At 71.3% G+C, this 26,154-nt stretch carries 22 protein-coding genes and 1 pseudogene; 9 read left to right on the forward strand and 14 right to left on the reverse strand.

Annotated elements, in window-relative coordinates; genetic code table 11:
• Positions 1-3: 3 nt before the first annotated feature.
• The 3 genes from OG453_RS29450 to OG453_RS29460 all read right to left on the reverse strand — a co-directional run bounded on the left by OG453_RS29450 (position 4) and on the right by OG453_RS29460 (position 3,161).
• Complete coding sequence (locus tag OG453_RS29450; RefSeq protein ID WP_266871572.1) at positions 4-1,269, reverse strand: MFS transporter; 1,266 nt, start codon at positions 1,267-1,269, stop codon at positions 4-6.
• On the reverse strand, positions 1,266-2,093 hold the full coding sequence (locus OG453_RS29455) for a DUF364 domain-containing protein (RefSeq protein ID WP_266871573.1): 828 nt from the start codon (positions 2,091-2,093) through the stop codon (positions 1,266-1,268). Before OG453_RS29455 ends, OG453_RS29450 begins: the two co-directional genes overlap by 4 nt.
• 78 nt (positions 2,094-2,171) lie before the next feature.
• Positions 2,172-3,161, reverse strand: a complete 990-nt coding sequence (locus OG453_RS29460; protein WP_266871574.1) for a pyridoxal-phosphate dependent enzyme — start codon at positions 3,159-3,161, stop codon at positions 2,172-2,174.
• A 176-nt stretch (positions 3,162-3,337) separates the two neighbouring features.
• Here OG453_RS29460 and OG453_RS29465 point away from each other — a divergent pair, with 176 nt between their 5' ends.
• Both OG453_RS29465 and OG453_RS29470 read left to right on the forward strand, forming a co-directional pair.
• Positions 3,338-4,264, forward strand: coding sequence for a kinase (locus tag OG453_RS29465; RefSeq protein WP_266873169.1), 927 nt, complete (start codon positions 3,338-3,340; stop codon positions 4,262-4,264).
• Positions 4,265-4,439: 175 nt separating this feature from the next.
• Entirely contained in the window at positions 4,440-4,697 is a 258-nt protein-coding gene (locus OG453_RS29470; RefSeq protein WP_266871575.1) for a hypothetical protein, read from the forward strand.
• Between the two features lie 211 nt (positions 4,698-4,908).
• Here the strand turns inward: OG453_RS29470 and rbsD are convergent, their stop codons facing one another.
• The 8 genes from rbsD to OG453_RS29510 form a co-directional block, all read right to left on the reverse strand.
• Positions 4,909-5,298: a D-ribose pyranase gene (gene rbsD / locus OG453_RS29475; protein ID WP_266871576.1), complete on the reverse strand. Its 390-nt coding sequence runs from the start codon at positions 5,296-5,298 to the stop codon at positions 4,909-4,911.
• Positions 5,295-6,260 (reverse strand): ribokinase, encoded by a 966-nt coding sequence (locus OG453_RS29480; RefSeq protein WP_266871577.1) that lies wholly within the window; start codon positions 6,258-6,260, stop codon positions 5,295-5,297. Before OG453_RS29480 ends, rbsD begins: the two co-directional genes overlap by 4 nt.
• 50 nt (positions 6,261-6,310) lie before the next feature.
• Positions 6,311-8,257: a substrate-binding domain-containing protein gene (locus OG453_RS29485; protein ID WP_266871578.1), complete on the reverse strand. Its 1,947-nt coding sequence runs from the start codon at positions 8,255-8,257 to the stop codon at positions 6,311-6,313.
• Positions 8,247-9,791: a sugar ABC transporter ATP-binding protein gene (locus OG453_RS29490; RefSeq protein WP_266873170.1), complete on the reverse strand. Its 1,545-nt coding sequence runs from the start codon at positions 9,789-9,791 to the stop codon at positions 8,247-8,249. Before OG453_RS29490 ends, OG453_RS29485 begins: the two co-directional genes overlap by 11 nt.
• A 14-nt stretch (positions 9,792-9,805) precedes the next feature.
• Positions 9,806-10,822, reverse strand: coding sequence for a LacI family DNA-binding transcriptional regulator (locus tag OG453_RS29495; RefSeq protein WP_266871579.1), 1,017 nt, complete (start codon positions 10,820-10,822; stop codon positions 9,806-9,808).
• Positions 10,823-11,036: 214 nt separating this feature from the next.
• Positions 11,037-12,311 carry a DUF1266 domain-containing protein gene (locus tag OG453_RS29500; protein ID WP_266871581.1) on the reverse strand — a complete coding sequence of 425 codons (1,275 nt, stop codon included), beginning with the start codon at positions 12,309-12,311 and terminating at the stop codon, positions 11,037-11,039.
• Positions 12,312-12,413: 102 nt separating this feature from the next.
• Complete coding sequence (locus tag OG453_RS29505; protein ID WP_266871582.1) at positions 12,414-13,733, reverse strand: cytochrome P450; 1,320 nt, start codon at positions 13,731-13,733, stop codon at positions 12,414-12,416.
• Positions 13,733-14,539, reverse strand: a complete 807-nt coding sequence (locus OG453_RS29510) for an alpha/beta fold hydrolase (RefSeq protein ID WP_266873171.1) — start codon at positions 14,537-14,539, stop codon at positions 13,733-13,735. The genes OG453_RS29505 and OG453_RS29510 overlap by 1 nt, the downstream gene beginning before the upstream one ends.
• A 214-nt stretch (positions 14,540-14,753) precedes the next feature.
• On the opposite strand from OG453_RS29510, the gene OG453_RS29515 reads away from it, so the two are divergent.
• The 4 genes from OG453_RS29515 to OG453_RS29530 all read left to right on the forward strand — a co-directional run bounded on the left by OG453_RS29515 (position 14,754) and on the right by OG453_RS29530 (position 20,278).
• Positions 14,754-17,063, forward strand: a complete 2,310-nt coding sequence (locus OG453_RS29515; RefSeq protein WP_266871583.1) for a GTPase-associated protein 1-related protein — start codon at positions 14,754-14,756, stop codon at positions 17,061-17,063.
• A 310-nt stretch (positions 17,064-17,373) separates the two neighbouring features.
• A complete protein-coding gene (locus tag OG453_RS29520) occupies positions 17,374-18,033 on the forward strand; it encodes a tellurium resistance protein (RefSeq protein WP_266873172.1) in 660 nt (219 codons plus the stop codon).
• The gene (locus OG453_RS29525; protein ID WP_266871584.1) at positions 18,030-18,926 is read left to right on the forward strand and encodes a protein phosphatase 2C domain-containing protein; all 897 of its coding nucleotides are present in this window, start codon (positions 18,030-18,032) and stop codon (positions 18,924-18,926) included. Before OG453_RS29520 ends, OG453_RS29525 begins: the two co-directional genes overlap by 4 nt.
• The gene (locus OG453_RS29530; protein WP_266871585.1) at positions 18,920-20,278 is read left to right on the forward strand and encodes a serine/threonine-protein kinase; all 1,359 of its coding nucleotides are present in this window, start codon (positions 18,920-18,922) and stop codon (positions 20,276-20,278) included. The genes OG453_RS29525 and OG453_RS29530 overlap by 7 nt, the downstream gene beginning before the upstream one ends.
• A 35-nt stretch (positions 20,279-20,313) precedes the next feature.
• Here the strand turns inward: OG453_RS29530 and OG453_RS29535 are convergent.
• Positions 20,314-20,748: pseudogene (locus OG453_RS29535) on the reverse strand (LuxR C-terminal-related transcriptional regulator); the annotation flags it as partial.
• 48 nt (positions 20,749-20,796) lie between these two features.
• On the opposite strand from OG453_RS29535, the gene OG453_RS29540 reads away from it, so the two are divergent.
• On the forward strand, positions 20,797-21,129 hold the full coding sequence (locus OG453_RS29540; RefSeq protein ID WP_266871586.1) for a hypothetical protein: 333 nt from the start codon (positions 20,797-20,799) through the stop codon (positions 21,127-21,129).
• Positions 21,130-21,143: 14 nt separating this feature from the next.
• On the opposite strand, the gene OG453_RS29545 is transcribed toward OG453_RS29540, so the two are convergent.
• The gene (locus tag OG453_RS29545) at positions 21,144-22,253 is read right to left on the reverse strand and encodes an NAD(P)/FAD-dependent oxidoreductase (protein ID WP_266871587.1); all 1,110 of its coding nucleotides are present in this window, start codon (positions 22,251-22,253) and stop codon (positions 21,144-21,146) included.
• A 76-nt stretch (positions 22,254-22,329) separates the two neighbouring features.
• Here OG453_RS29545 and OG453_RS29550 point away from each other — a divergent pair, with 76 nt between their 5' ends.
• A complete protein-coding gene (locus OG453_RS29550; RefSeq protein ID WP_266871589.1) occupies positions 22,330-23,016 on the forward strand; it encodes a TetR/AcrR family transcriptional regulator C-terminal domain-containing protein in 687 nt (228 codons plus the stop codon).
• Between the two features lie 239 nt (positions 23,017-23,255).
• Positions 23,256-23,993 (forward strand): dienelactone hydrolase family protein, encoded by a 738-nt coding sequence (locus OG453_RS29555; protein ID WP_266871590.1) that lies wholly within the window; start codon positions 23,256-23,258, stop codon positions 23,991-23,993.
• A gap of 6 nt (positions 23,994-23,999) precedes the next feature.
• On the opposite strand, the gene OG453_RS29560 is transcribed toward OG453_RS29555, so the two are convergent.
• A complete protein-coding gene (locus OG453_RS29560) occupies positions 24,000-26,153 on the reverse strand; it encodes a hypothetical protein (RefSeq protein ID WP_266871591.1) in 2,154 nt (717 codons plus the stop codon).
• Between the last annotated feature and the right edge of the window lies 1 nt (position 26,154).

The following is a 26,154-nucleotide window of genomic DNA, read 5'->3' on the forward strand; positions in this document are numbered from 1 at the left end:
CCCTCAGTCGGCGGTCCCCTCCTCCACCGCCCCAGCCCTCAGCACGAGCACCGCCGCGACGAGCGCGACAACCACCAGCACGCCGAAGGCAACGGCGATCCCCGGATACCCCGCGAGCCCAAGGCCGAGCCCGCCCAGCGCAGCCCCCACGAACACACCCAGGCTCATGCCCGCGGAGTTGACGCTCAGCGCCGCGCCCCGCTGCGTACCGCAGCGCCGGACGAGCAGGCTGACCACGCACGCGGCCACGACCGCGTGGCTGGCCGCATGCACGGACGTCATGGCGAGCGCGAGCGGCAGCCAGTGCGTGAAGTAGAAGCCCACGACCGAGACGAGCGCGGCGACCAGGCCGACGGCGAGCAGCCGCTCGGTGCCGATCCGCGGCTCGGCGGAGTTCGTGATCCGCCCCGTGAGGAGGTTGCTCACGAAGAACGACGCGCCGCTGAGCGTCCAGACGAACGCGAAGAGCCCGGGGTCGAGTTCGAAACGGTCGTCGTAGTAGGCCGCCAGATAGGAGAGGTACCCCATGAACACGGCCGTGCGGAGCAGGGCGATGAGCAGCAGCGGCACCACACCGGGGATCACCCCGAGCGCCTTGAACGAGGCGATATAGCCCAGACGTTGGGCGTCGCCCCGCTCCTCGACCGGCTTGTTCCTGCCGCGTACGAAGAAGACCGCGGCAAGCAGCAGCGACACGCCCGTCACGGCGAACAGGTCGCCCTGCCAGCCCCAGAACACCGCCGGCAGCGCGATGACGGGAGCCGCGAGCATGGCCGTCATCGACTGCGTGGCCGTGACGAGCGTCGCCGCGCGCCCCGCCGCCTTCCCGGAACCGAAGCGGTCGGCCGCGGCCGCCGTAAGCGCCGGGTTGAGCACCGACGTACTCGCGCCGACGAGCAGGCAGAACACGGCGAGCAGGATGAAGTCCCCGCTCGCGCCGAGCGCCGCCGACAGGCCGAGCGCGGCGAGCCCGCCCGCGGCCGCCCACTCCTTGCGCACCCGGTCGATCAGCGGCGCGAGCGCGGTGCCCACCAACAGGGCGGCGAGACCGCCGAGTCCACGCAGACCGCCGAGGGTGGCGACGCTGCTGTCGGCGTCCTCCGCCATCGGCACCAGATACGTACTGAAGACGGTGAACGGCAGCAGTCCGACCGCGGACGCGACCAGGACGGGCCACAGCGTGCGGGCCATCCGCAGATCGCCGGGCAGCGCCTCGTCCGGGCCGGTGTCCTGAGAGCCCACCGCGGAGCCCTTGGAGTCGACACTCACGCCGACTCCCGGTAGCGGTACATCGGCGTCTCGTCGGCGCTGAACTGGGAGAACGTGAACGGCTCGGCGTTGAGCCCGGTGACCCCGCCGGGCAGGAACGCGCGGGCCACGGCGCTGCCGCTCTGCGCGTACACCACCAGCGGCACCTCGTGCTCGCGGCAGTGCGCGAGGATCAGGTCGAAGGTGCCGTTGCTCAGCGTCATGCCCGTGGCGACCACGGCGTCGGCCTCCTTGAGCACCTCCGTCATGTCGTCCGTGACCTCGTCGCCCCACTGGGTCGTACGGAGATTCAGATCGCAGGGGAGGCACACGCCGCCCCGTTCCCGTATCGCCGCCACCAGCGGATTGACGACGCCGATCAGGGCGACCTTGGCGCCCGGCGTGATGTCGAGGAGCCCGGCGATGGACGCGTCCCGCGCCTTCGCCCGGACCTCCGGGGTGCCGGTGGGCAGCATGACGCGCTCGGCGCGGGCGTCGTCCCGGTACGGGTTCACCTGTGCGAGATAGGCGTCGAGCGCGGCGACGCGGACGGGCGTGGACTCGGCACGCAGCAGCTTGCCGAGCGTGTGCCCCGAGGCGTTCTCGCAGAAGTCCGGGGCGAGTTCACCGGCCTCGAAGGAACAGGCGCCGAAGGCCGTGCCGACCCGGAGCAGCAGATAGTGGTTGTGGTACGTGACGTCGCCGCCCGCGAGGCGGGTGGTGTTGTACAGCCAGAACGCGCTGGTGACGGAGAGGTCCTCGGGGTCGGGTCCGTAGGCGCCGGACAGGACGGCTTCGGTGAGTTCCGCGACGCTGCGGGGGGTGCGCGGCTCGGGGCGTGACATAGGGGGTTCTCTCAATTTCCGATGGTGGATGAAGGCTGAGGTGAAGGTGGAGATGAAGCTGGATGATGGTGGAAACGGTCAGGAAAGATCGCGCCAGGAAGTGGTCGACCAGGGGTGCCTCAACTCGTCGAGTGAGGTGATCTCATGGGGTTTCAGGGTGTCGATGTCCTGGGCGTCCGCATGTTTCGCGTACGCGCTCTCGACATAGCGGTGTCCGGTGTCCGCGGCGATGAAGACGTACGTACGGGAGTCGTCGCGGCGCTGTTCCCAGAGGGTGGACAGATAGGCGGCACCGGTGGAAAGGCCGGCGAAGATTCCGCTGTTCCTGAGCAGCGAGACGGCACCGGACAGGGCGCTCTTGAAGTTCACCCAGTGAATGCGGTCGTACGCGTCGTGCCGGACGTTCTTGAATTCGATGGCACTGCCGATACCGGCAATGATCATGTCCGGGTCGGACACCTGCTCCGAACCGAAGGTGACACTGCCGAAGGGCTGCACGCCGACGAGTGAGACGTCGCGGCCCGCCTCGCGCAGATAGCCGGCGATGGCGCCGGTCGAGGCCCCCGAGCCGACGCCGCCCACCAGGGCGAGCGGCCCGTCGGGCACCTCGGCGTCGATGGTCCCGGCGACCTCGCGGTAGCCGTAGTAATGGATGCTGTCGTGGTACTGCCGCATCCAGTGGTACGTCGGATTCGCCTCGAGGATTTCGGCGATGCGGCGCACCCGCAGTTCCTGGTCGAGCCGGAGATTCTGGGACGGCTGCACCTGTTCGAGGGTGGCGCCGAGTATTTCCAGCTGTACCCGCATCGTGCGGTCCACGGTCGTGGAACCGACGATGTGGCACTTCATTCCATAGCGGTGGCAGGCGAGTGCCAGGGCCTGTGCGTAGATTCCGCTGGAGCTGTCGATGAGGGTGTCGCCGGGTTTCACGGCGCCCGAATCAAGAAGGTGCCGGACCGCTCCGAGCGCCGAATAGATCTTCATCGTCTCGAACCGGAGACAGACCAAGTCCGGTCGCAGGGATATGAGATCGGGTTTCTTCACAGCCTCGGCTATGTGGTCGTGCAAAGCCTGCCCCCTGTCGGTCGTCGAGCCGAGAGCATCACACTAGATGAAAATGATTGTCAAGACGGTTAGGGCTGTGGCAGCCTGTGGGTGTGGAGACATCGATGCGCCGTGAGGGGACCCGTGAAGCCGAGAGGGAGCCTGTGGATGTGTCCCGGGAGACCGGGGCGCGGCCGCGTCTGCCGGGCCTCGCCGGGCGATCAGCCGGGTCGGCCGGGATCGGAGTCGGCACCGCGTTCGGCACCTTCGGTGAGCTGCTTCAGGGTGTGCTGCCGGAAGCGGACGGGGACTTTCTGGTGACGCTGCCGGTGGCGCGCTGGACGATGGCGACGTTCCGCCCGGAGCCCGGCAGGTCGGCCGAGCTGACGGTCTGGCCGCCCCGCAAGACGAAGGCGCTCCAACTGGCCCGCACCATCAGCGAGTTGGCGGCGGCCCGGACGGGCGCCCCCGTCGGCGGCACCCTCACCGTCAACAGCGTGATCCCGGAGGGCAAGGGCCTGGCCAGTTCATCGGCGGACCTGGTCGCGACGGCGCGGGCGGTGGGTCAGGCACTGAAGGTGGACATGCCGCCGTCCCGCATCGAACGGCTCCTGGCGCGCATCGAGCCGACCGACGGGGTGCTCTACCCGGCGATCGTGGCCTTCCACCACCGCAGCGTGCGGCTGCGCGCGATCCTCGGATCGCTGCCGGTCATGACCGTGGTGGGCATCGACGAGGGCGGCTCGGTCGACACGGTGGACTTCAACCGCATCCCCAAGCCGTTCACCCTGGCGGACCGCCACGAGTACGCCCGCCTCCTCGACCGCCTGGCCGGCGCGGTCCGCCGCCGCGATCTCGCGGAGGTCGGCAGAGTCGCCACGCGCAGCGCCGAGATGAACCAACTCCTGCGCCACAAGTGGTCGTTGGAGCCGATGCGGGAGATCTGCCGGGAGGTCGGCGGCCTGGGCGTGGCCGTCGGTCACAGCGGCACGACACTGGGCATCCTGCTCGACACCAGGGACCCGTCCTACACGCAGCGGGTCAGTGAGGCCGCGCGGGCGTGCGGGGAGCTGGGGGGTGGGGTTTCGGTGTATCGGACGTTGAGCTTCGCGAACCCTGCGGGCTAGAAGGAGCGGACCGCCCGGGCTGAAGCGCATTGCAGAAGGCTGTGTTCGGGCAGGCCAGGGTTCTTGGGGCGCTCTGGTCATGTCGTCGGGGCGAGGTTGTGCTTGTGGGTGGCGGCTCCCCGGCCTGCTCATCGCTGCCCTTGACCGTGCATGCCAGGCTGTGGGCGGTCGGCTCGTGCGGGCCTCCACCTGGCCCACCGCTCTGTCGCGGCACTGCCTGTGCGGCGAGCGGGTCTCCAAGCCCCTGCGGGACCGCGAACACAGGTGCACCGCCTGCGGCCTCGCCGGAAAGCGGGACCTCGTATCCGCCGCGCTTGCGGCGTTCGTCCGCTTCGCCGACGAGGACGACCCCAAGGCCGCGTACCTGGACACCACCGCGTCCCGGCACGTACAGATCGCCTTCGTCCAAGGGCTGGAGAGAGCCCTGCGGTAGTCAACCGCACCGAGTCAGACCACCGTTCGCGGTGCCGGCCATGCGGCATTCCCACGGCAACGCCGTGCGACCTCTGGCTCCCCGAACCGCCGGACGGCGGTCCCGAGCGACCCTGGATGAGCCACGCCCCGTGCGTGACCTCGCCGGAAAGCCCGGACGCCGCCCCGGCCGCAACCCGTGGCTCGACCTCTGGTGAATTGCGGATCAAGTCTTAGAAGAACACCCCGCACCGCAGCAGCACATTCGCGTACGGCGTCGCCTCGCCCGTGCGGATGATCAGGTGGGCGGTCGACGTGAGGTGCTTCAGTTCCTCGTGGGGGACCAGGTGGAGTGGGGTGACGCGGCTGGTCAGGAGGTGGGCCGTGGGCGGGTTCGCCTCGGGCAGTTCCGTGGCCGCGGTGCCGCCCTCCGTCACCAGTTCCGCGAGTACGCCGTCCAGGACCTCGGCGAAGGACGGGACGCCGGCCCGGAAGGACAGGTCGACCACGCGCGGACCCGGTGGGATCGGCATGCCCGCGTCGCAGATCAGGACTGTGTGGCCGTGGCCCAACTCGGCCAGAGCGCCTGCAAGTTGGCGGTTGAGGATGCCGGACTTCTTCACCGGGGGGCGACTTCCTTCGCCGTCGGATACGACGCCTGCGCGCCCTGCCGGGTGACCGACGACGCGCCCACGCGTGCGGCGAACTCGGCCGCCGTCGGGAGGTCGTCCCCCTGCCCCAGGCGCCAGGCCAGGGCTGCAGTGAACGCGTCGCCCGCGCCCGTCGTGTCCACTGCCTCGACTCGTGGACTCGGAATGCGGACAGGGGAGTTGAGGGGCGTCGCCGTCAGGGCGCCCTCCGCGCCCAGGGTGATCACCACCGAGCGGGGGCCGAGGGAGAGCAGGGCCCGGGCCCAGTCCTCCGGAGCGCCGGAGGACGCGTCGGCGCCCAGGATGTAGCGCGCCTCGTGTTCGTTCACCACCAACGGATCGCAGGCGCGGAGGACTTCGGCAGGCAGCGGGGCGGGGGGAGAGGGGTTCAGGACGAAGCGGGTGCCCTGCGGCAGGGTGCGTACCACCTCCGTGACCGTCTCGACCGGGATCTCCAGCTGGGTCGAGACGACCCGCGACGCGGCGAGCAGGCTGCCCGCCGCGCGGATGTCCTCGGGGGCCAGGCGGGCGTTCGCGCCCGGCGACACCACGATGCTGTTGTCGCCCGACGGGTCGACCGTGATCAGCGCGACGCCGGTGGGCGCCCCGCCGACCAGGACGCCGACCGTGTCCGCGCCCGCCGCGCGCTGCGAGTCGAGCAGCAGCCTGCCGTGCGCGTCGTCGCCGACCCGGGCGAGCAGCGCGGTGCGGGCACCAAGGCGGGCCGCCGCGACCGACTGGTTGGCGCCCTTGCCGCCGGGGTGCGTCGCGAGATCGGAGCCGAGCACCGTCTCGCCGGGGGCGGGGCGGCGCTCGACGCCGATCACCAGGTCGGCGTTGGCTGATCCCACGACCAGGAGGTCGTACGAGGCGTCGTCATGGGCGGCATGGGCATCAAAGGCGTCGTCATGGGCATCATGGGGGGCAGCGTGCATCGGTGAGATCCGGCTCCTGCTCGTGCGTGCGTACGGAGATGGGGTGGCGGTCAGGAGAAGTCGGCCACGTTCTTCTCCGTGACCACCTTCACCGGGACCTTCACCATCGAGTCGACGTCCTTGCCCCGTGCCGCGTTCACCGCGTTCCGCACGGCGATGCGCCCCAGTTCCTTCGGCTGCTGTGCCACGGACGCGTACAGCGTGCCCGCCTCAACTGCCTTCAGTCCGTCCGGAGTTCCGTCGAAGCCGACCACCGCGACCGACTTGCCCGCCTTGTCGCCGAGCGCCTTGGCCGCGCCAAGGGCCATCTCGTCGTTCTCGGCGAAGACACCGTCGATGCCGGGGTTCGACTGGATCAGGTTCGTCATGACGTCCAGGCCCTTGGTGCGGTCGAAGTCCGCGGGCTGCGAGGCGACGACCTCGATGCCCGGGTACTCCTTGAGCCCATCCGCGAAGCCCTTGCCGCGCTCACGGCTGGCCGACGTGCCCGCGACGCCCTGGAGCGTGACGATCTTGCCCTTGCCGCCCAGCTTCTCGGCGAGGGTCTTCGCGGCGAGCTTGCCGCCCGCGACATTGTCGGAGGCCACGAGCGTCGCCGTCTCCGCCTTGTTCACGCCGCGGTCGGCGGCGATCACCGGGATGTCCGACTTGTTGGCGCCGCGCACCGCCGGGCCCACCGCGTCCGAGTCGACAGGGTTGACGATGATCGACTTCATGCCCTCGCCGGTGAAGTTCTGCAGCTGGTTGGTCTGCTGCGAGGTGTCGTTCTGGGCGTCCGTGACGGTGAGATCGATGCCGGCCTTCTCGGCCTCCGCCTGCGCGCCCTCCTTCATCTGTACGAAGAAGGGGTTGTTCAGGGTCGAGAGCGACATGCCGATCTTCGTCGTCGTACCGGAGGAACCGTTGTTGAAGAAGGAGACGGCGCCGACCACGGCCGCCACGAGCGCGGCGGCGATCCCGAGCTTCAAGGCCTGCGGCCCCTTGCGCCCGACCCCGCCGGATGCTCCGGAGGAGGCGCCGGGGGTCGCTCCCGCCTTGCGGCGCAGCGTGTCCAGTAGGACGGCGAGCGCGATGACGACGCCGATCACGACCTGCTGCCAGAAGGCGGACACGGAGAGGAGGTTGAGGCCGTTGCGCAGGACCGCGAGGATCAGCGCGCCGATCAGGGTGCCCGACGCCTTGCCGACGCCGCCCGCCAGGCTCGCGCCGCCGATGACGACCGCGGCGATCGCGTCCAGCTCGTAACCCTGTGCGGCCTGCGGCTGCGCGGAGACCAGACGGGACGCGAGGACGATGCCCGCGACGGCGGCGAAGAGACCGGAGAGCCCGTAGATGACGAGCTTCTGCCGCTTGACGCGCAGGCCGGAGAGGCGCGCCGCCTCCTCGTTGCCGCCGATCGCGTACATGGAACGGCCGATGTACGTACGGGCCAGGATGACGGCCGTGACCAGACCCATCGCGATCATCACGATGACCGGGACCGGCAGCCAGCCGCCGATGGTGTCACCGAGGCTGGAGACCGAGTCCGGGAACGGGATCGGGCTGCCCTGCGAGATGACCAGGGAGAGGCCGCGGGCCACCGAGAGCATCGCCAACGTCGCGATGAACGGCGGGAGTTTGCCGTATGAGACGAGCAGTCCGTTGACGAAGCCGCACGCGATGCCCGTGCCGACCGCGAAGACGATCGCGAGCCAGACCGGCAGGCCCTGCGAAGTCGCCGTCCAGGCAAGGACGGTGGCGGAAAGGGCGGCCACCGAGCCGACCGACAGGTCGATGCCCGCCGAGACGATGACGAAGGTGACGCCGAACGCGAGGATCGCGGTGACGGCGGCCTGCACACCGACGTTGAGCAGGTTCTGGGTGGTGAGGAAGTCGCCGGACAGCAGCGACATCGCCACCACCAGGACGACCAGGGCGCTCAGCGCGCCGTTGTCGAGCAGCAGGCGGCGGATACCGGTGGCGCCACCCGCGTTGCTCTTCAGCGTTTCAGTGGCCACGGGAGGCCTTCCCTTCGGTTGATCCGTTCTGAACTGCCGTACTGCTGACGCTGCTGACGGCGAGTGCCATCACCGCGTCCTGCGTCGCGTCGTCCGCCGCGAGTTCGCCCGCGATGCGGCCCTGCGCCATGACGAGCACGCGGTCGCTCATGCCGAGGACCTCGGGCAGATCGCTGGAGATCATCAGGACCGCGTGCCCGGAGGCCGTCAGCTCATTGATGAGCTGGTAGATCTCGACCTTCGCGCCGACGTCGATGCCGCGCGTCGGCTCGTCGAGGATCAGCACCTTGGTGTCGGCGAGCAGCCACTTGCCGATGACGACCTTCTGCTGGTTGCCGCCGGAGAGGGTGCGCACATGCTGGCCGAGTCCGGCCATCCGCACGCCGAGCTGCTCGGCGATCCGCGCGGCCGCGACCCGCTGGCCCTTCAGGTCGACGAGCCCGGAGCGGGTCGCCGAACGCAGCGTCACCAGACCGAGGTTCTCCTGCACGGAGGCGTCGAGCACGAGCCCCTGGCCCTTGCGGTCCTCCGGTACGAGGCCGATGCCCGCGCCCATCGCGGCGATCACGTCATGCCGGGGCAGCCGCCTGCCGCGTACGCCGACCGAGCCCGCGTCGTAGGGATCGGCACCGAAGACGGCGCGGGCCACCTCGGTGCGTCCGGCGCCGACGAGCCCGGCGAGACCGACGACCTCACCGGCCCGCACCTCGAAGCTGATGTCGTGGAAGACACCGTCACGGGTGAGGCCCTCGACGGTGAGCAACGCGCCCCCGGCGTCCGGCCGTTCCCGCGGATACTGCTGCTCGATGCTGCGGCCCACCATCAGGCGTACGAGCTCGTCCTCGGGCGTCGACGCGGGCACCTGGTCGATGCTGCGGCCGTCGCGCAGGACGGTCACGCGGTCACCGAGCGCGGCGATCTCCTCCAGGTGGTGGGTGATGAAGACGACGCCGACGCCGTCCTCGCGCAACTGCCGCACGATCGCGAAGAGTCTGTCGACCTCGTCGCTCGTCAGGACGGCGGTCGGCTCGTCCATGATCAGTACGCGGGCCCGCAGGCTGAGCGCCTTGGCGATCTCCACCATCTGGAGCCGGGCGATGCCGAGTTCACGCACCTTGGCTCGGGGCGAGACCTGCACGCCGACCCGCTTGAGGAGCTCATCGGCGGCCGTCTCCATCGCCTTCCGGTCGATCATTCCGAAGCGGCGCGGCTGCCGGCCCAGGAAGATGTTCTCGGCGACCGTGAGGTCGGGCACGAGATTGAACTCCTGGTAGATCGTGGCGATGCCGAGCCGCTCGGCGTCCTGCGCCCCGTGGATGCGGACCTCTTCGCCGTCCACCAGGACGCGGCCGCTGTCGGGGCGGTAGGCGCCGGAGAGCATCTTGATGAGGGTGCTCTTGCCGGCGCCGTTCTCGCCGAGCAGGACATGGACCTCGCCGCGGCGCAGGTCGAAGTCGACGGAGTCGAGCGCGACGACACCGGGGAAGGTCTTGCGTATGCCTTCGATACGCAGCAACTCGTCCTCGTTGCTCACGTGGTGCTTCTCGCTCACGTGGTGCTCCTCAGGTCGGTGGGGGACTCGCCGCAGGAGCGGCGCACGACGAGACGGGCGGGCAGCGTGACGGACCGCGGGCTCCTGCCCTCGATCCGGTCGGCCAACGCCTGGACGGCGGCCCGCCCCAGATCACCGGTCGGCTGGGCGATCGCCGTGATCGGCGGGTCGGTGTGCACGAACCACGGGATGTCGTCGAACGCCGCGAGCGCGATGTCGTGCGGGACGCGAAGCCCGTGCGCGCGGATGGCGTCGAGCGAACCGAGCGCCATGAGGTTGTCGGCGGCGAAGATCACCTGCGGCGGCTCGGGCAGCGCGAGGAAGGCCTCGGTGACCCGGCGGCCGCTGTCGGCCTGGAAGTCGCCCTGCCCGATGTACTCCTCGGGCAGCTGAAGCCCGTACGCCCCGAGCGCCTCCCGGAAGGCGTCGACGCGCTCGCTGCCGGTGGTGGTGGCCGCCGGGCCCGCGATGATGGCGAGCCTGCGGTGGCCGAGCCCGTACAGATGGGCGACCAGGTCACGCACGGCCTGCCGGCCGTCGGCGCGGACGACGGGGACGTCCACGCCCGGGATCCAGCGGTCCACGAACACCATCGGGGTGCCGGCGCGCGCGGCGTCCAGGATCAGCGGGGAGCCGCCGTCGGTGGGGGAGACCAGGAGCCCGTCGATCCGGCGGTCCAGGAGCGTGCGCACATGGTGGTCCTGCAGCTCGGGCCGCTCGTCGGCGTTGCCGATGATCACGCTGTAGCCGAGCGCGCGGGCCGCCTCCTCGACGGAGCGGGCCAGGGCCGTGAAGTACGGATTCAGTACGTCGCTGATGACCAGGCCGAGGGTGCGGGTCTGGTCGGTGCGAAGGGACCGGGCGACGGCGTTCGGCCGGTAGCCGAGGCTCTCCACCGCGGCAAGAACGCGGGCCCGCGCGGCCGGGCTGACCGAGGGGTGACTGTTCAGGACGCGGGAGACCGTAGCGACGGAAACGCCCGCCTCGGCCGCGACGTCCTTGATGCTCGCCATCGCCGTCCACCTCCTTGTGGAATCGATTACACGGAGGATTGGAATCGATTACATGGGTGGGTGGCAAGGGGGTGGAGGGGGAGCGAGACCTGATTGTGATGCGGGGTGTTCAGGTGAGCGGAGGGGGGCGCCCCGAAGGGGCGCGGGGAACTGCGCGACCAGCCACGACGCACCCGCGGACGAGTACGGCACGTCCCCCGTGGCGCTTCTCAGCTCAGCGGAACGGAACCGTCAGCCACGGGCTGTCCGGGTCCGAAATCAACTCCCGGTGAGCGTGGAGGACGGTCGTGTACCAGTCACCGAAGTGCTCTTCGTCGAAGTGCAGGCACCGGCCGAGGATGTACCCGGCGGAGAACTCCTCCCACGAGCCGTACGCCGACTGCGCGGCGTGGCCCGCGCGCTCGATGGCCTCGTGCAGCTCGGCGTGCGTCGCATAGCGGGCTCCTCTGCCCCAGCGGGCCATTTTCGACGCGCGGCCGATGTCCCACGCCGCGACGGATGTGACATGTCCTTCGGTCGGAAGCAGGCCGTCGGCGCGGAAGCGGGACTCGTAGCGCAGCACCTTGCCCACCAGGCCGCGCAGCGCGGCGACGAAGTCGTCCAGGTCGGGGTCGTCGCCCGGCTTGTGCGGGGCGTCGGGGCCCTCCGTCTCGAACACGCGGTTGCGGATGGTCACTTCCACGCACTGGCGCCACAGCTCCGGGTCGACGCGGGGGCCGTACTGCTCGATCAGCGAGGTGCGGGCGCCGAGCACGAAGTCCCAGTACCAGGGGCTGACTTCACGGTTCAGGAGCCGCTCCTGGATGCCGAGCCAGTCGTCGCGGTCGTGTACGCCCCACCATTCCTCAAGGCGCTCAACCTCGGAGTTGTAGCCCGCGCCGTGCCAGTCGAGGGTGTTCCAGGCGTCGCCGTTGGCGAAGCAGAGGTGCGCGCCGCAGGCCAGGCCGCGCAGCAGGGTGACCGAATCGGGCGCCCCGGTGCGGCGGGTGTCGACGCGGTCCATGAGGCGCTCGGAGTCGTAGTGGGCCGCGTGCAGATCCGCCCAGACCTCCCGCTCGTCGTCGGTCGTCAGGAAGAACTGCTGGCACGGCGTGGCCGCGTTGACCACCAGGATGTCGATGTCGTCAGGCAGTTCGGCCGCCAGGGTGCCGAGCGTGACGAACTCGTACACCACCTCCGGATGCGGCCGCGGCAGCACGCCCGCGGTGTACATCTGCGCCACCTTGCGGCCGTCCGGCACGTCGACGGTGAGGACGGGGCGTTCCGTCGCGCCCGGCGCCACGTCCGCCATCGCCACCGGGCGGTAGAGGCCCGTGACGGAAATGGCCCGGAGGTAGGTGTAGGCGTCGTCGGCCTCGGCGAGTTCGTAGAGGTGCTCTTCCAGGTCGGCGGGCGCCTGCCAGGGAGTTCCGTCCTCCGGCGCGTCGAGGTTGGGGAAGATGTCGTCGTGGTACTCGTCCTCGGCTGCGGGGACGGCTGCGCCGTGCATGCGGGAGTCTCCGTGGTGGGCGGCGCGCGGGGCTCGCGCGCGGGTTCGCGGTGGATCTTGAACGGTATCGAACTACCGCGCCTCGAACTACCGCGCCTCGGACTACCGCGCCTTCGGCACCTGGGCCGGCACCGACTTCAACCCGTTGATGAAGTTGGAGACCAGGCGCCGCGGCGGTCCCGCCAGTTCGGCAGGCGCGCCCCAGGCGGTGCGGAACTCCTCGTACAGGACCCGGAGTTGGAGGCGGGCGAAATGGGCGCCCAGGCAGACGTGCGGGCCCTCGCCGAAGGAGACGTGGGGATTGGGGGTGCGGGACAGGTCCAGGCGGTGCGGGTCGGTGAAGACGCGCTCGTCGTGGTTGGCCGAGGCGTGGAAGACGACCACCTTGTCCCCGGCGCGGACGGTCCTGCCCGCGAGCTGTGTGTCACGGGTGGCCGTGCGGCGGAAGCTGAGCACGGGCGGGTGGTGGCGCAGCAGTTCGTCCACTGCCGAGGTGATCGAGGCGTCGCCCTCGCGCAGGCGGCGGTACTCGTCGGGGTGCTCCATGAGCGCGAGGAGACCGCCGGGCGCCGCGCTGCGTACGGTGTCGTTGCCCGCGACCGTGAGCAGGAAGAAGAACATCTCCAGCTCGGGGGCGGTCAGTTCGGGGTCGGTGGCGAGGGTCGTCATGATGTCGTCGGCGGGCGCGCGGCGTTTGTGGGCCGCCAGGTCCTGCGCATAGCCGAACATGTCGCGCAGCATCGCGGGCGAGCGTGGATTGACCGGCTTTCCGTCCGCGTCGAGCGTCAGCTCGCCCGCCTCGTCGGGATCCTGGTAGCCGATCACGCGTTGCGTCCAGTGCAGCAGCAGGCCGCGGTCGGCCTCGGGGACGCCGAGGAGGTCGGAGAGATTCAGCAGGGCGTAGTCGTCGGTTACGTCGGCGACGAGATCGCAGGTGCCGTCGCCCGCGCGGGCCCGGTCCGCCGCGGCGGCGAGCAGGGAGCGGGCCCGGTCGCGGGCCAGGGACTCGAAGCGCTCCAGGCGTCTGGGCGTGAAGGCGCGGCTGACCAGGCGACGCAACCGGCCGTGCTCTGGGGGATCCTGATTGAGCATCATGCGCCGAATGAACGGCAGGTCGTCCGGGGCGGGATCACGGATCTGGGTGGCCCCCAGGTGCGAGGAGTAGCTGCCGGAGTCCCGCAGCACGCGGACGACGTCCGCGTGCCGGGTCACCGCCCAGAAGCCGGGCCCCGCGGGCCAGTCGAGCACCTCCGGCTCGTCCTGCCAGGCGACGGGGTGCCGGTCGCGGAGTACGCGGTAGCGGTCGTGCGGGACCCCGGACGCGTACTGCCAGGGGGCGAACACATCGGGCACGGCGGCGAGTTCGGCGTCGTCGTCCGACACGGAGATCCGCCGGCTCCCGGCATGCGGCGGGTGCGTCATTACCCGTCCTCGCCGCGCGCGCCGCTCTCGCCGCCCTCGCCGTCTTCCCGCAGGAAATCCTCCACGGCGCGGATGAGGGCGAGCGGGGTCTCGTCCATCGCGTAGTGGCCCGCCTCGCCGAGCTCCACGAGCTCGGCGCGCGCGTACCAGCGCAGCCAGGTCCGGCGCATCAGCTCCGCCCCCAGGGCGGGATCCAGCGCCCCGACCACCGCGAGCGCAGGCACGGTCGAGCCCTCGACCCGGTCGTGGAAGTCCTCGCGCGCCCAGGAGTCGAGCCAGGCGCGGAAGGCCTTCGCGTCGCTGACCACGAGCGAGCGCTCCATCATGCGGTCGAGCCAGGCCGCGGGCCGGATCCCGCCGGTGGTGACGTCGATGATCGCGCGGCGGTTCCCCGGCAGCCGGTCGGCCTCGGCGAACAGCTCCCACTGGTCCGGCGGCAGGTCAAGTCCGGACGCGGGCACGGGAGATACGCCGACCAGCCTGCGCACCCGGTGCGGTGCGAGCGCCAGGACCCGTTGGGCGACGCTGCCACCCATGGAGTGGCCGATCAGAGAGAAGCGGTCCCAGCCGAGGCGGTCCGCGAGCGCGACGACATCGGCGGCCCCCTCGGAGGTCGTGTACGCGCCGACGGCTTCCTTCGCCTCCCCGTACCCGCGCAGATCGACCACCGCGTACTGGAACGCGGCGAGGTCGAGGTCCGCCAGCACCGGCGCGTACGCCGAGCGGTCGGCGAGCCAGCCGTGCACGGCGATCACCTTGTGCGGTCCGTCGCCGAGCAGGACATGGGGGAGCGGGAAGGAGGGCAAGGAGGCCACGTCGACTCCGAATCAACCGTGCGGGAAGGGCCGTTCACCGGGCCGTTCGTGACGGCCCGTGACCACCGTGGCCGCAACCCGCCGGGACCGCAAGGGCGCACCGCGTCGCCCGGCTCGGTGCGTGGGCGCGCCGAGTGATTCCCGAGGAAGGGGGAAAGTTGGCGGACGGCCTGCGATCGGGACGTACGGATGGTCAGAATGTGGCATGGCCATCCGCCGCCTCAGTTACCGGCTCGACGAGGAGCCGGACACCGGAGCCGTCCGCCTGATTCCCGCACCGCCGGGACCGGAGGAGCAGGAGAAGCAGCAGGAGCAGGAGGAGCAGGAGGAGCAGGAGGAGCAGGAGGAGCAGGAGGAGCAGGAAACAGAACAGGCCCTGGAATTACCTGCGTTGGCCGAGTACGTCCTCGCTGTGGGCCACCGTCATGGACTCAGCCGCAGCAGGCTCCCCGGAGGCGGCAGCCTTCTCTGCGTGACCGGCACCGGGCAGCGGATCGACGCCGTGTACGCCGACTCGCCGGACGAACTCCCTTTGTCCGACCTCGACTTGAGTGCCGAGCAGCTCATCGCCTTCGCCCGCGAGCACGCCTCCCGTGTCGAGCCCTTCCTCGCCGATGTGCACCGCCTCTTCGAGGAGCGCGCCGGGCGTCAGATCGTCGTCGCCGAGCACGACCCGGAGACCGTGGCCCACTGGGTCGCCCTCGCCTGTGCCTCGCTGCCTCCCGCGTACGCCATGTCGCTGACGTTCAGCACCAGGGCCGACGCGCCGCGGCGCGCACCGCAGCAGATCATCGGCATCGGCCCGGACGCGGACTTCGACCGCTTCCACGGCCCCACGCTCGACCACCTCTACCGCGTGCACGACGGCCTGGGCGGCCAGGGCAGTTCACCCGTCGCCGACACCTGGGCCGAGGTGACCGCCAAGGAGTGGATCGAGGGGACGCCGCCGGAGCCGCCGTCCGACGGGGGCGACCCGTTCGGTGTTACGCGGCCGCCGCTCGACGTGGGCAAGTTGCTGGCCATGTCCGACGCCGCCCGGCGCGAGGCGGTCCGCGCCCACGCGGAGACCGTGCGGCAGGAGCCCGCGGTCAGCCCCGTCGTCGACGAGCTGTATCTGCTCTGCGAGGAGCTCGGCGGCGCCGACCACGCCGCGGCCGAACCGCTCGCGATCGCCCTCGTCCGTCATTACGTGGCGGTCGCCGAGGCCCAGGAGACCCTGCCCGACATCGCGGCCTGCGAACGGCTCCCGCTGAGCGCCGATGCCTGGCAGCGGCTGCGCGCGGAGTTCGGAGAGCGCGCGGACGACGTGCTGCGGGACAAGGTGCGGCGCCACCCCATGGGCGCATGGACCCAGCCGCTGCGGCTCGCGCTCGCCCTGGGCGCGGAATCGGGGCGGGGGCTGCAGGAGGCGACCGGGCGGCTCGCCCGCGCCCTGCTCAACCCGGGGCGGCGCGAGTGCGCGGAGGCCGTCGAGGTCCTGCAGGCCCTCGGCAACCCGCGCCTGACCTGGCAGGTCCTGAAACTGCTCGGCGACAACCTCACGGAACACAAGCTGGACCAGCTGCGTGGCCTGGCCAACGCGCCCCAGGGCGAATGGCTGCTGCGCAACATCGACGACGCACCGCTCGCGGTCCGCCTCGCTGAGGCGGCCGCGCGCTGGAGCAGGGAGCCCGGCGGTCCGCGTGGCGCCGAGCTCTTCGCGGCGCTCACCGAGCTGCTGCCCGGGCAGCGGGTGAACGACGCGGACCTGCTGTGGCTGCTGTGGTGGCTGGTGTGGGGCGGCCAGCAGCCCGACCGCGCCGATGTGCAGCGGGTCGCCCGTGTCTGCACGGCGCGCCTGATCGTCGAGGCGGGGTTCGCGGTCAGGCTCGTGGGCTGGCTCAGGGCCCCGGAGCGGCTCGACGCCGAGCTGATCGAGCTGGCCAGGAGCCTGCTGGGCGTCAAGGCGAAGCTGCGCGGGACCGAGCGCGCCACCGCCGAACTCGTCGTGCTGGCCAAGGACTTCGCCGACGGGCGGCTTCCTGTTGAGCAGGCCGTCGGCCAGCTCAGCGACAGGTTCGGGCAGGCGAAACCCCTCAACGTCGTCCTGCAGGAAGGGACCGGCGCGCTGGTCGCACTCGGGCTCGCCCGGGTGGATCCGGTCAACCTGTGCCGCTCGCCGGGCCTGAGCTTCCTGATGGGCGCGCACAACGACGTACTGCACCCCTACCGCTCGCACCTCCTCGCCGCCGACGCGCGCGAGCGCATGATCCAGGAACTGCCGCACCGGCCCGACCAGATCGCCGCGCTCTACCACGCGTGGCGCCCCCGTCAGCGGCGCGGCGTCACGGAGGACTGGCGGCGCGTCGCCGACCAGCTGCTCACCCAGGTGCTCGCGCCCGTGCTGCCCTGGCTCAACGCCTGGTCGCTGAGCCAGGTCGCCACGGAGCTGGTCCGGCTCACGCCCGAGCGGGGACACCAGCGCGTCCAGGAGTGGAACGCGTGGCGCAACAGCATCGATCGGCTGAACGGCTGAACCACTGAATGGCTGAACCACCGATCCGCCGAACCACTGATCCATCGATCCACCGAACCGCTGAACCGTCGAGCCGCCGACCCACTGAACCACCGATCCACCGATCCACCGAACCGCCGATCCACCGAACCGCCGATCCACCGAACCGCCGAACCGCCGAGCCACTGAACCGTCGATCCGCCGAGCCACCGACCCGTAGATCCACCGAACCACCGAACCACCGATCCACGAAAGGACCAGCGTGCGGGAAACCAGCGAGGCCGGCGTGGCCGTCGAGAGTGACGCCGCCGACAATTTCCCCGGCGGCAGCATGGCGAACCGCCCCGTGCACTTCATCTGGATGCTCGACTGCTCAAGCTCCATGGGCGTCAACGGAAAGATCAGCGAGCTGAACTTCGCCATCCGCGAGGCTATCCCCCAGATGCAGCAGGTCGCCGAGTCCAACCCGGCCGCATCCCTCCTCGTACGCGCCATCTCCTTTGCCAATGGGGCGAGTTGGCACGTGGACGAGCCGACCCCGGTCGACCGTTTCGCGTGGGAGGAGATGCACACCTACGGCGGCACGGACATGGGCGCCGCGTTCAAGCTCGCGGCCGGTGCGCTGCAGACCCCGCCGATGCCGCAGCGCGCGCTGCCCCCGGTGCTCGCCCTCGCCTCGGACGGGCAGCCCACCGACGACTGGCGTGCGGGGCTGCGCGAGATCGACGCGACGCCCTGGGGCAAGCGCGCCGTGCGGGTAGCGGTGGCCATCGGGGACGACGCGGACAAGAGCATGCTCAAGGAGTTCCTCGGCAACCCCGAGCTCGAACCGCTGCAGGCCAAGAACCCGCGCCAGCTCGCCGCGTGCATCCGCTGGATGTCGACGGCCGTCGTGAAGGACGCGTCGACGCCGAAGGTCGAGGACGCCAAGCCCACGACCCCGCTCGGTCCGGCGCCGCTGACCAAGGGCGACGAAGACGACATCTGGTGAGCGCGCCTTCGACGCGGGTCGACGGATGGGCGCTGCTCAGCGCGACCGTCAAGGGAGTCGGCAAGAAGTACAGCCAGGACAGCCTCGGCGCGCTGTCCGTGGCGGACGGCCGGGCCGCCGTCCTCACCGTGGCCGACGGCCACGGCTCAGCCGCGCACTTCCGCAGCGACCTCGGATCCCTGTGGGCCGTCGAGGAGTTCACCGCGTGCGCGCGGGGCTTCGCGCAGGAGGCGGTGCGGGTCGGCGCCGACGTGACGGGCTGGACCGGGCTGCGCACCGAGGCGCGCAGGCTGCCGCAGCAGGTGGCGCACCGCTGGCGCGAGCGGGCGCTGTGGCACGACAGCAACTCCCCGGCGCGCGGCGGCCGTCATCTGCCGGGCGCCGCCGACGAAGCGCCCGACCTCGCCGTGTACGGCAGCACGCTCATCGGTGCCGTACTCACCGAAAGCATGCTGTTCTGCTGGCAGTTGGGGGACGGGGACATCGTCCTAGTCGACGCGGAAGGCACCCCGCACACACCGCTCTCGACGGGCCCCGACATGGGGGACGAGACGGACTCGCTGTGCGAGCCGGAGCCATGGCGCAAGATGCGGTCGCACTGGCAGCCCTTCACCACAGGGGCGCCGCCCGCCGTCCTGATCTCCACCGACGGCCTCTCCAAGAGCTTCGCCGACCACCAGGGGTTCCTGGACTTCGCCACCGGTGTGACCGACCGCGCCGCGGGGCAGGGCGTGCCCGCGGTACAGGGGCAGTTGGCGGACTGGCTGGAGCGGGCCGCCAAGTACTCCGGTGACGACACCACCTTCGTGGGCGCGTTCGCGGCCACGGCGCCCACCGGGCAGACAGCACCACCCACAGTCGAACAGGAAGCCGAGAGAGGAACCGCATGGTGAACGGCATGCTCGCCGCCGGAAAGACCCTGGTGGCCGAGTCGGGGGAGAAGGTCAAGGTCGCCGAACTCTTCGGCTCCGGCGGCCAGGGCGAGGTCTACCGCGTGACGACGCCGCACGGCGACCGCGCGCTGAAGTGGTACTACCCGCAGCTGGCCGACGCCCGCCAGCGGCAGATCCTCGAAGGCCTCATCGCGCGCGGCTGGAGCGACGACCGCTTCCTCTGGCCGACAGCCATCGTCCTGGACCCGGAGGGCCCAGAGAACGGGGAGCCGGGCTTCGGCTATCTGATGGACGTACGGCCGTCACGCTTCCAGGACCTGCCCGCGCTGTTCCGCCGCGACCCCTCGGTGTCCGCCGCGACGATGCGCACCCTGGTCACCGTGGCGCTGCACACCGTCGAGGCGTATCTGTCGCTGCACTCCCAGGGCATCGCCTACCGCGACATCAACTGGGGCAACATCTTCTTCGACCCGCGCACCGGGGACGTCCTCGTCTGCGACAACGACAACGCGGTCGTCGAGGGCGAGTCCGCCGCCGTCGCGGGGACGATGGACTTCATGGCGCCCGAGCTGGTCCGCCGCGACAAGGGGGCGCAGCCGGGCACGCAGACCGACCTGCACTCGCTCGCGGTGCTGCTCTTCCTGCTCCTGATGAACGACCACCCGTTCAACGGCGCGCAGGCCCTGAGCATCCGCTGCATGGACGAGGCCGCCAAGCGGCGCCTCTACGGCACCGATCCCGTCTTCGTCTACGACCCGTCCGACGCCCGCAACCGCCCGGTGCCGGACGAGCAGCCGACCGTGGTCGCCACCTGGGGCGCGCTCCCGAAGATCCTGCGGGACCTCTTCGTACAGACCTTCACGGAAGGGCTGCGGTCACCGGTCCGGCGGGTGCGCGAGTCGCAGTGGTGCGACGCCCTGAGCCAGGTCCTGGACGCCATCACCCAGTGCGGCTCCTGCGGCAAGCAGAACCTCACGCAGCCGGACGGCGCGGCCCCCGACTGCTGGAAGTGCGGCCGTACGCTGCGGCTGCCGCCGCGCCTCGAACTCATCACCGGTACGGGCACGTTGCGCACCCGGCGCGGCATCAGGCTCGCCCCCAGCGCCCGCGTCTACGCCCATCATCTGGCCGAGTACCCGGACCGGCACGACTTCCGGGCGGTGGTCGGCGAGGTGACCGAACACCCCAAGAACCCGGGCAGGTTCGGCCTCACCAACCACACCAAGGACGTGTGGACGGCACGCAAGGACGACGGGACCGTGCGCGATGTGGAGCCCGGCCGCACCATCGCCCTGCGGACGGGGCTGCTCCTCGAGTTCGGGGGCGGGGCGGAGGCGGAAGTGCGGGACTAGGGCGTGTGACTAGGGCGTGTGACTAGGGCGTGTGACTAGGCCGAGTCGGAGGGCTTGTTCAGATAGGTGAGGACGGCGAGGACGCGGCGGTTGCCGTTGTCGTCGTCGGTGATGCCGAGCTTGCCGAACAGGGACGTGGTGTATTTGCTGATGGCGCTCTCGCTGAGGAAGAGCCGCCGGCCGATCGCCTGGTTGGAGAGGCCTTCGGCCATGAGGCCGAGCACGGAGTGCTCCCGTTCGGTGAGCCGGTCGAGCCGCCGGTTCGATGTCCCGCCGGTCAGGAGTTTGGCGATGACGGCCGGGTCCATGGCGGTGCCGCCGGCGGCGACGCGTTCCAGGGCGTCGATGAACTGGTCGGCGTCGAACACGCTCTCCTTGAGGAAGTAGCCGATCCCCCCGGCGCCGTCGGCCAACAGCTCCCGGGCATAGAGCTGTTCGACGTACTGGGAGAGGATCAGGACCGGCAGACCGAGCAGCCGCACCTCGACCATCCGCACACCCGACGGGCCCTTCGTACGGTGAAGACCCTCGTCGTCGCCTACGGCGCGCTCACCGCAGCCGCCCTCCTGACGGTCGCCGTCCTCGTGCCGACCGGACACACGGTGACCTCGTTCATGTGGGGCCGGTCGGCCGCACTGCTCGCGAGCGCCGGGGTGCTGTACTGGCTGACGGTCCGCGCCGCAGGGGGAGCGCGGTGGGCCTGTCGGCGCGTGCGCGTCCTCACGGTCGTCATGCCGGTCGCGATCGTCGCCGTCGACCTGATCCCCGGCGTCTGCCCGGCATGGTTCGCCGGGCTCCAGGCGGTCTGCGCCGTTCCTCTCGTCGCGGCCGCCTTCATCAGCAAGGGATAGGTCATCGGTCGCGTTCAGCCCGGTTGGAAGAAGGCGAGCATCTTCTTGCTCGCGTCCGGCGACATCAGCAACTCCTGCATGTCCGCCGACATCCGGGCGGCGGCGCCGGTGCGTTCGAACATCTCGCGTTCGTACTCCTTGACGGCGGCGGGAACGTCGTCCGGGTGCGCGGCCAGCGCGAGGCCGAGCAGAGCGCCGTCGAGCAGCGCCATGTTGGCGCCCTCTCCCACCGGCGGCATCAGGTGCGCGGCATCGCCGAGCAGCGTGACGTCCGGCGTCGACGGCCAGGTCAGGCCGACCGGGAGCGTGCTGATCGACCGCGGCACGACCAGGTCGTCGCAGGCCGCGATCAGCGCGGTGAACCGTGCGTCCCAGCCGGGGAGCAGATCGATCAGCCGCGCCCGCGCGGCCGGCGGGTCGTCGAACGGGATCCCGCTGGTGGCGAACCAGTCCTCGGCGGTGTTGTAGAAGCTGATGCCGATGCGGACGCGGCCGTCGCCGTTGCGCTGCGCCGCCAGGGACAGTCCGTTGCCCAGCACCCAGTAGTTGCCGCGCCCGACCATCGCCGCGAGGTCGGGGTGCGTGCGGTCGATGTCGGGGATGCCGACCTCGACGACGTTCTGGCCGAGATGCGCCGGGCGGGCGTCGGTGAGCAGCGCGCGGACCCGGGACTGCGCGCCGTCCGCGCCGACCAGCAGGTCGTATGCCGCACTGCTGCCGTCGGCGAAGTGCAGCAGGCCGTTGTCGGCGGATGTGAACGCGTGGCCCCAGCGCACCGTGCCCTCGGGGAGGGAATCGAGGAGCAGGTCGCGCAGATCGGCGCGGTCGACCTCGGGTCGCTCCAGCGGGGCGTCGTCGGGGGTGTCCTCCTGGAGCAGCAGGGTGCCGTCCGGCTCCAGGAGACGCATGTCCTGGCCTTCGCCGCGGGCAATCGCGTAGAACCGGTCGATCAGGCCGGCCTCGCGCAGCGCCCGCTGGCCGGAGTGGATGTCGAGCATGCCGCCCTGGCCGCGGGCGCCGCGTGACGATTCACGTTCGTACACGACGGAATCCATGCCGTTCACGTGCAGCACACGGGCGAGAGCCAGGCCGCCGAGGCCGGCTCCGACGATGGCAATGGTCATGATGGGTCCCCTACCCCTCGATACGCCGTACTGAGCGATACACTGTATCGCCCCGAGGCGATGTATTGTCGGCGGCATGTTGGTGTGGGAGAGGCCGGAGCCTCCGAATCGACCCGTACCGGTCCCGCTGAGCCGGGAGCGGATCGTGCGAGCGGCGATCCAACTGGCCGACGTGGACGGCCTGGACGCGGTGTCGCTGCGCAAGGTCGCCACCGAGCTGGACGTCCGTCCGATGCGTCTTTACGGCTACATCGCCGGCAAGGAGGAGCTGCTCGACCTCATGGTCGACGCCGCCCACGCCGAGATCCGGCCGGTCGGAGACGGCTGGCGTGAGGTGCTCCGGTCGCTTGCCGAAGCCACGCGGCACGCCGCTCACGAGCACGAATGGCTCGCCGATCTCCTGGGCGGCCGACCCCAGCTCGGGCCGCACGCGCTGGCCACGGGGGAGACCGTGATGGCCGCACTGGGCGACGCCGACGTGGAGGTGGACGCCATCATGCCGGTGGTCGCCGCGGTCAACGCGTACGCGATCGGCGCCGTGCGCCGGGAGATCGCCGAGCGGCGTGCCGAGCGGGCCACCGGGATGGACGAGAAGCGTTGGCAGGCCTCGCTCGGTCCCTATCTGGAGCGGACCTTCGCCACCGGCCGATTCCCCGCGCTGGCCACGGTGGTGCGCGATGCCGCCCACCTGGACGCCGACGACACCTTCCGGACCGGCCTCGACTTCCTGCTCGACGGCATCGCAGCCCGCATCTCACGGTGACGCGCGGCCGGAGGACCGGACCGGGCATGGCGTCAGGTCGGATGTCCCTTCCCGGCCTCCGCGAAAACCTGTTGGCGGACCACGGGGACCGCTGCTAATTTTCCGGAGGCCGTGCGAGAGAACGAGGAGGTGGTACCCGTGAACGCAGCAACGACATGGGTGCTCTCCTCCGGGGTCACGGTCGGGCGATAGGTCGTCGTCCGGGAGCGCCACTCTGAGCACTCCCGAAAGGCACGACCATGCACTTCACTTCCGAACAGTGCCTCGACGACGGCGTCGTCGAACGCGAATTCACCCTCGGCCAGATCCCCGGCACCCTGTGGACACCCGGCTCTGCCGGATCTCCCGGGGCCGCACCGGCCCCGCTGATCCTGATGGCCCACAACAACGGCCTGCCCAAGGGGGCGGACCGGCTGGTGGCCCGGGCCCGGCATGCCGCGGCGCACGGCTACGCGGTGGCCTCCATCGACGCCGCCGGGTGCGGTGACCGGCCCCGTTCCGCCGCCGACGAGCAGGCTCGCGCCGACCTCCGCCGGGCGGTGCAGGCCGGTGAGCCGGTCGACGAGATCTTCGAATCTTTCATCGGCCCGCTGGTCGAAGAGGCGGTCCCGGACTGGCGGACCACCCTCGACGCCCTCCTTGCGCTGCCCGAGATCGGCGGCCCCGTCGGGTACTCGGGGTGGACCGCCGTCGGCATCCGCCTCGCGGTGGCCGAACCGCGCATCGCGGCCGCGGGTCTCTTCGCCGGGGGTTACGTGCCCCACGCCCAGCGCGAGGAGGCCCGGCAGGTCACCATCCCGCTGCTGTTCCTGCTGCAGTGGGACGACGAAGGGAACCCCCGGCAACGGGCCCTGGACCTGTTCGACGCCTTCGGCAGCAAGCAGAAGACGCTGCACGCCAATCTGGGCGGGCACACCGGCACCCCGTGGTTCGAGGGGGAGGACGGGATCCGGTTCTACGACCGGCACCTGAAGTGAGCCGGCTCAGGGGCGTCGGCGGCGCCTGCGGCGCCAGCGGTGCCACCAGGTTCGCCACCCCCCAGCGGGTGCGGGCGGGGCGGGCGGAGGTGCGGGCGGCAGGATCGCCCGCGCCGGCGGCGCTTCGATGGTCACGGCGTCCGGGCGGGGCAGCGCGCCGACCGTGAACCGGCACTCCCCCGCGGAGACCGGCACCGTCACGGCCCGCCCGGCGACGTGCCGGCTGCGCGCCACCCGTAGCTCCTCGCGGCGCTCCCCGTCCTCCCAGGCGACCAGCGTCAGAACGGCGGGCTCCGGCCAGGTGAAGCGCAGCTCGGCGCGGTCGTCGGCGAGCCTGCGCACCGCCAAGTCCCTTACCTCTCCCGGGTGTTCGATGACCATGCTTGCCCCGGAGACGGCCCGCTCCCCGAGCACGCTCACCGCGGTCAGCCTGACCCGCCTGCCGGGCGGCGGCCGCATGTCGACGGAGGCCGGTGCGCAGCCGGGTGCGGGCAGCCGGGGGACGATCCCCGAGACGTCCGCGCCCGGCGGCACGGGGCGTTCGGTCCAGGGCACCAGGTGGCCGTCCCCGCACACCGGCGGCCGCCACGCGACGCGTACCCGGCCGCCCCCGTCGAGGCGCTGGACGGTGAGCTCCTCCACCGGGGCGGGCCAGCGCTCGGCCCGGGCGGTGACGCGGACCCCCGGCGACAGGACGAGGCCGCCGTCGGGGCCGGGGTAGCCGCAGCGGACCTCATACACGTACAGACCTGCGGGGAGGGGCGTGTCGACGAGCCGGTCACGCCTGCAACTCACCGCATGGTCCGGGGTGTTGCCGTCGTCCAGACTCATGCGTACGACGTTGACCTCGACCGCGGCGGGATCGCGTCGCCACGTCACGCGCACGCCGTCCGGCACGGCCGTGGCGGACAGTTCCGTCACGTCCGGGGTGAGCAGCACAAGGGCGGTGACGCGCGGCACTCCGGCAAGTCGCTCCCCGAGCAGCGGGAACACGGCGTACCGCAGCGGCTGTCCCACCGGGGCGTCCGGGTCGACGACCGTGCGTGCGGTGCCGTGCGCCGAGACCTCGACGGCGATCTCGGGCCGGCCGTCCGGGAAGCGGAGCACGCGGTACGCCACGGACGTGCCGTCGCGGCGGGGCGCGCGCCAGGTCAGCCGGACCGTCCGCTCGTCGACGGCGGCCGTCACCTCCGAATCCTCCGGGGCGAAGGGGGCATCGGTGAGGCGCGAGGCGGTGCGCAGCAGCCCTGTCCGGGCGTCCCGGTCGTCCCTGGCCTGCCGCAGCGCGCCGAGCCAGGCAGACGCGGCGGCCGCGAAATCGCCGCAGGACTCCGACCGAACCGCCTGGTCCATGAGGTGGTCCACGGCGGCGGACCGTGCGTGGAGGGTGTCGAGCAGGGCGTCGAGGACGTGATCCGAGTGGTGGGCGGGCAGCCGCGCGGCGAGTCGCTCGGCCTCGCGCAGCCGGGTGCTCGGCCAGATGTCGCTCAGGGTCTCGGCGGCGTGCCGTGCGGCACCGGCGCCGGGCAAGTGTCCGTCGACGAGGCCGGGGAAGTGTGCGGCGACGGCGGCGGCAAGGAGGCCCGCCTCGCTGCGGTGGACGCCGAGCGCGGCCGCCTCGTCGGCGGTGGGCGGGGTGATGGGGGGATCGGTATCGCTGTCGGCGTCGGTGAGGGGGACCGGGTGCCCCGCGGCGTCGTCCGTGAGGCGGCAGCACAGCTCCCACAGGACGAGCCGGCGCAGGCCCATCGGGTCTTCCTGGAGGACGGTTGTCAGGACCGCCACGACGGCGGCCGCCTCCATGCCCCGCGCGTCGCCCGAGGTGTGCCAGCGGGCGAACGCCTCCTGGACGTACGCCAGATCGACGCGCTGCCAGAGCCCGCCGCGCTGGGGGAACCACAGTCCGTCCAGTACGCGGAACCCGTCGTCCGTCTCGGCCTTCGGGAGGGTGCCGAACAGCGCCTGGGTGGCCTGCGACGCGTGCTGCGGTGCGGGGGCGCGCAGCGCGTCGGCGGCGTGCCGGAAGCCCAACTTCCTGATGGTGGCGTGCAGTTCACCGTATCCGGCGATCCCGGGGAAGGCGGGCAATGCGGGTAATGCGGGCAACGGAAGCCCGCTCTCGTCGTCCGGCGGTCGTTCGCCGGGGTGTAGTCGCGCCATG

Origin of the sequence: Streptomyces sp. NBC_01381, from assembly GCF_026340305.1 — a bacterium.
In the GTDB taxonomy this organism is placed as follows: Bacteria; Actinomycetota; Actinomycetes; order Streptomycetales; family Streptomycetaceae; genus Streptomyces.

Excerpts from the sequence above, each read along its gene's own strand:
- OG453_RS29500 (WP_266871581.1), bottom strand. The coding sequence starts at position 12,311 with ATGCACGGCGCAGCCGTCCCCGCAGCCGAGGACGAGTACCACGACGAC.
- OG453_RS29455 (WP_266871573.1), bottom strand. The coding sequence starts at position 2,093 with ATGTCACGCCCCGAGCCGCGCACCCCCCGCAGCGTCGCGGAACTCACC.
- OG453_RS29530 (WP_266871585.1), top strand. The coding sequence starts at position 18,920 with ATGGTGAACGGCATGCTCGCCGCCGGAAAGACCCTGGTGGCCGAGTCG.
- OG453_RS29555 (WP_266871590.1), top strand. The coding sequence starts at position 23,256 with ATGCACTTCACTTCCGAACAGTGCCTCGACGACGGCGTCGTCGAACGC.
- OG453_RS29505 (WP_266871582.1), bottom strand. The coding sequence starts at position 13,733 with ATGACGCACCCGCCGCATGCCGGGAGCCGGCGGATCTCCGTGTCGGAC.
- OG453_RS29560 (WP_266871591.1), bottom strand. The coding sequence starts at position 26,153 with ATGGCGCGACTACACCCCGGCGAACGACCGCCGGACGACGAGAGCGGG.
- OG453_RS29480 (WP_266871577.1), bottom strand. The coding sequence starts at position 6,260 with ATGCACGCTGCCCCCCATGATGCCCATGACGACGCCTTTGATGCCCAT.
- OG453_RS29515 (WP_266871583.1), top strand. The coding sequence starts at position 14,754 with ATGGCCATCCGCCGCCTCAGTTACCGGCTCGACGAGGAGCCGGACACC.
- OG453_RS29495 (WP_266871579.1), bottom strand. The coding sequence starts at position 10,822 with ATGGCGAGCATCAAGGACGTCGCGGCCGAGGCGGGCGTTTCCGTCGCT.
- OG453_RS29550 (WP_266871589.1), top strand. The coding sequence starts at position 22,330 with ATGTTGGTGTGGGAGAGGCCGGAGCCTCCGAATCGACCCGTACCGGTC.
- OG453_RS29520 (WP_266873172.1), top strand. The coding sequence starts at position 17,374 with ATGGCGAACCGCCCCGTGCACTTCATCTGGATGCTCGACTGCTCAAGC.
- OG453_RS29545 (WP_266871587.1), bottom strand. The coding sequence starts at position 22,253 with ATGACCATTGCCATCGTCGGAGCCGGCCTCGGCGGCCTGGCTCTCGCC.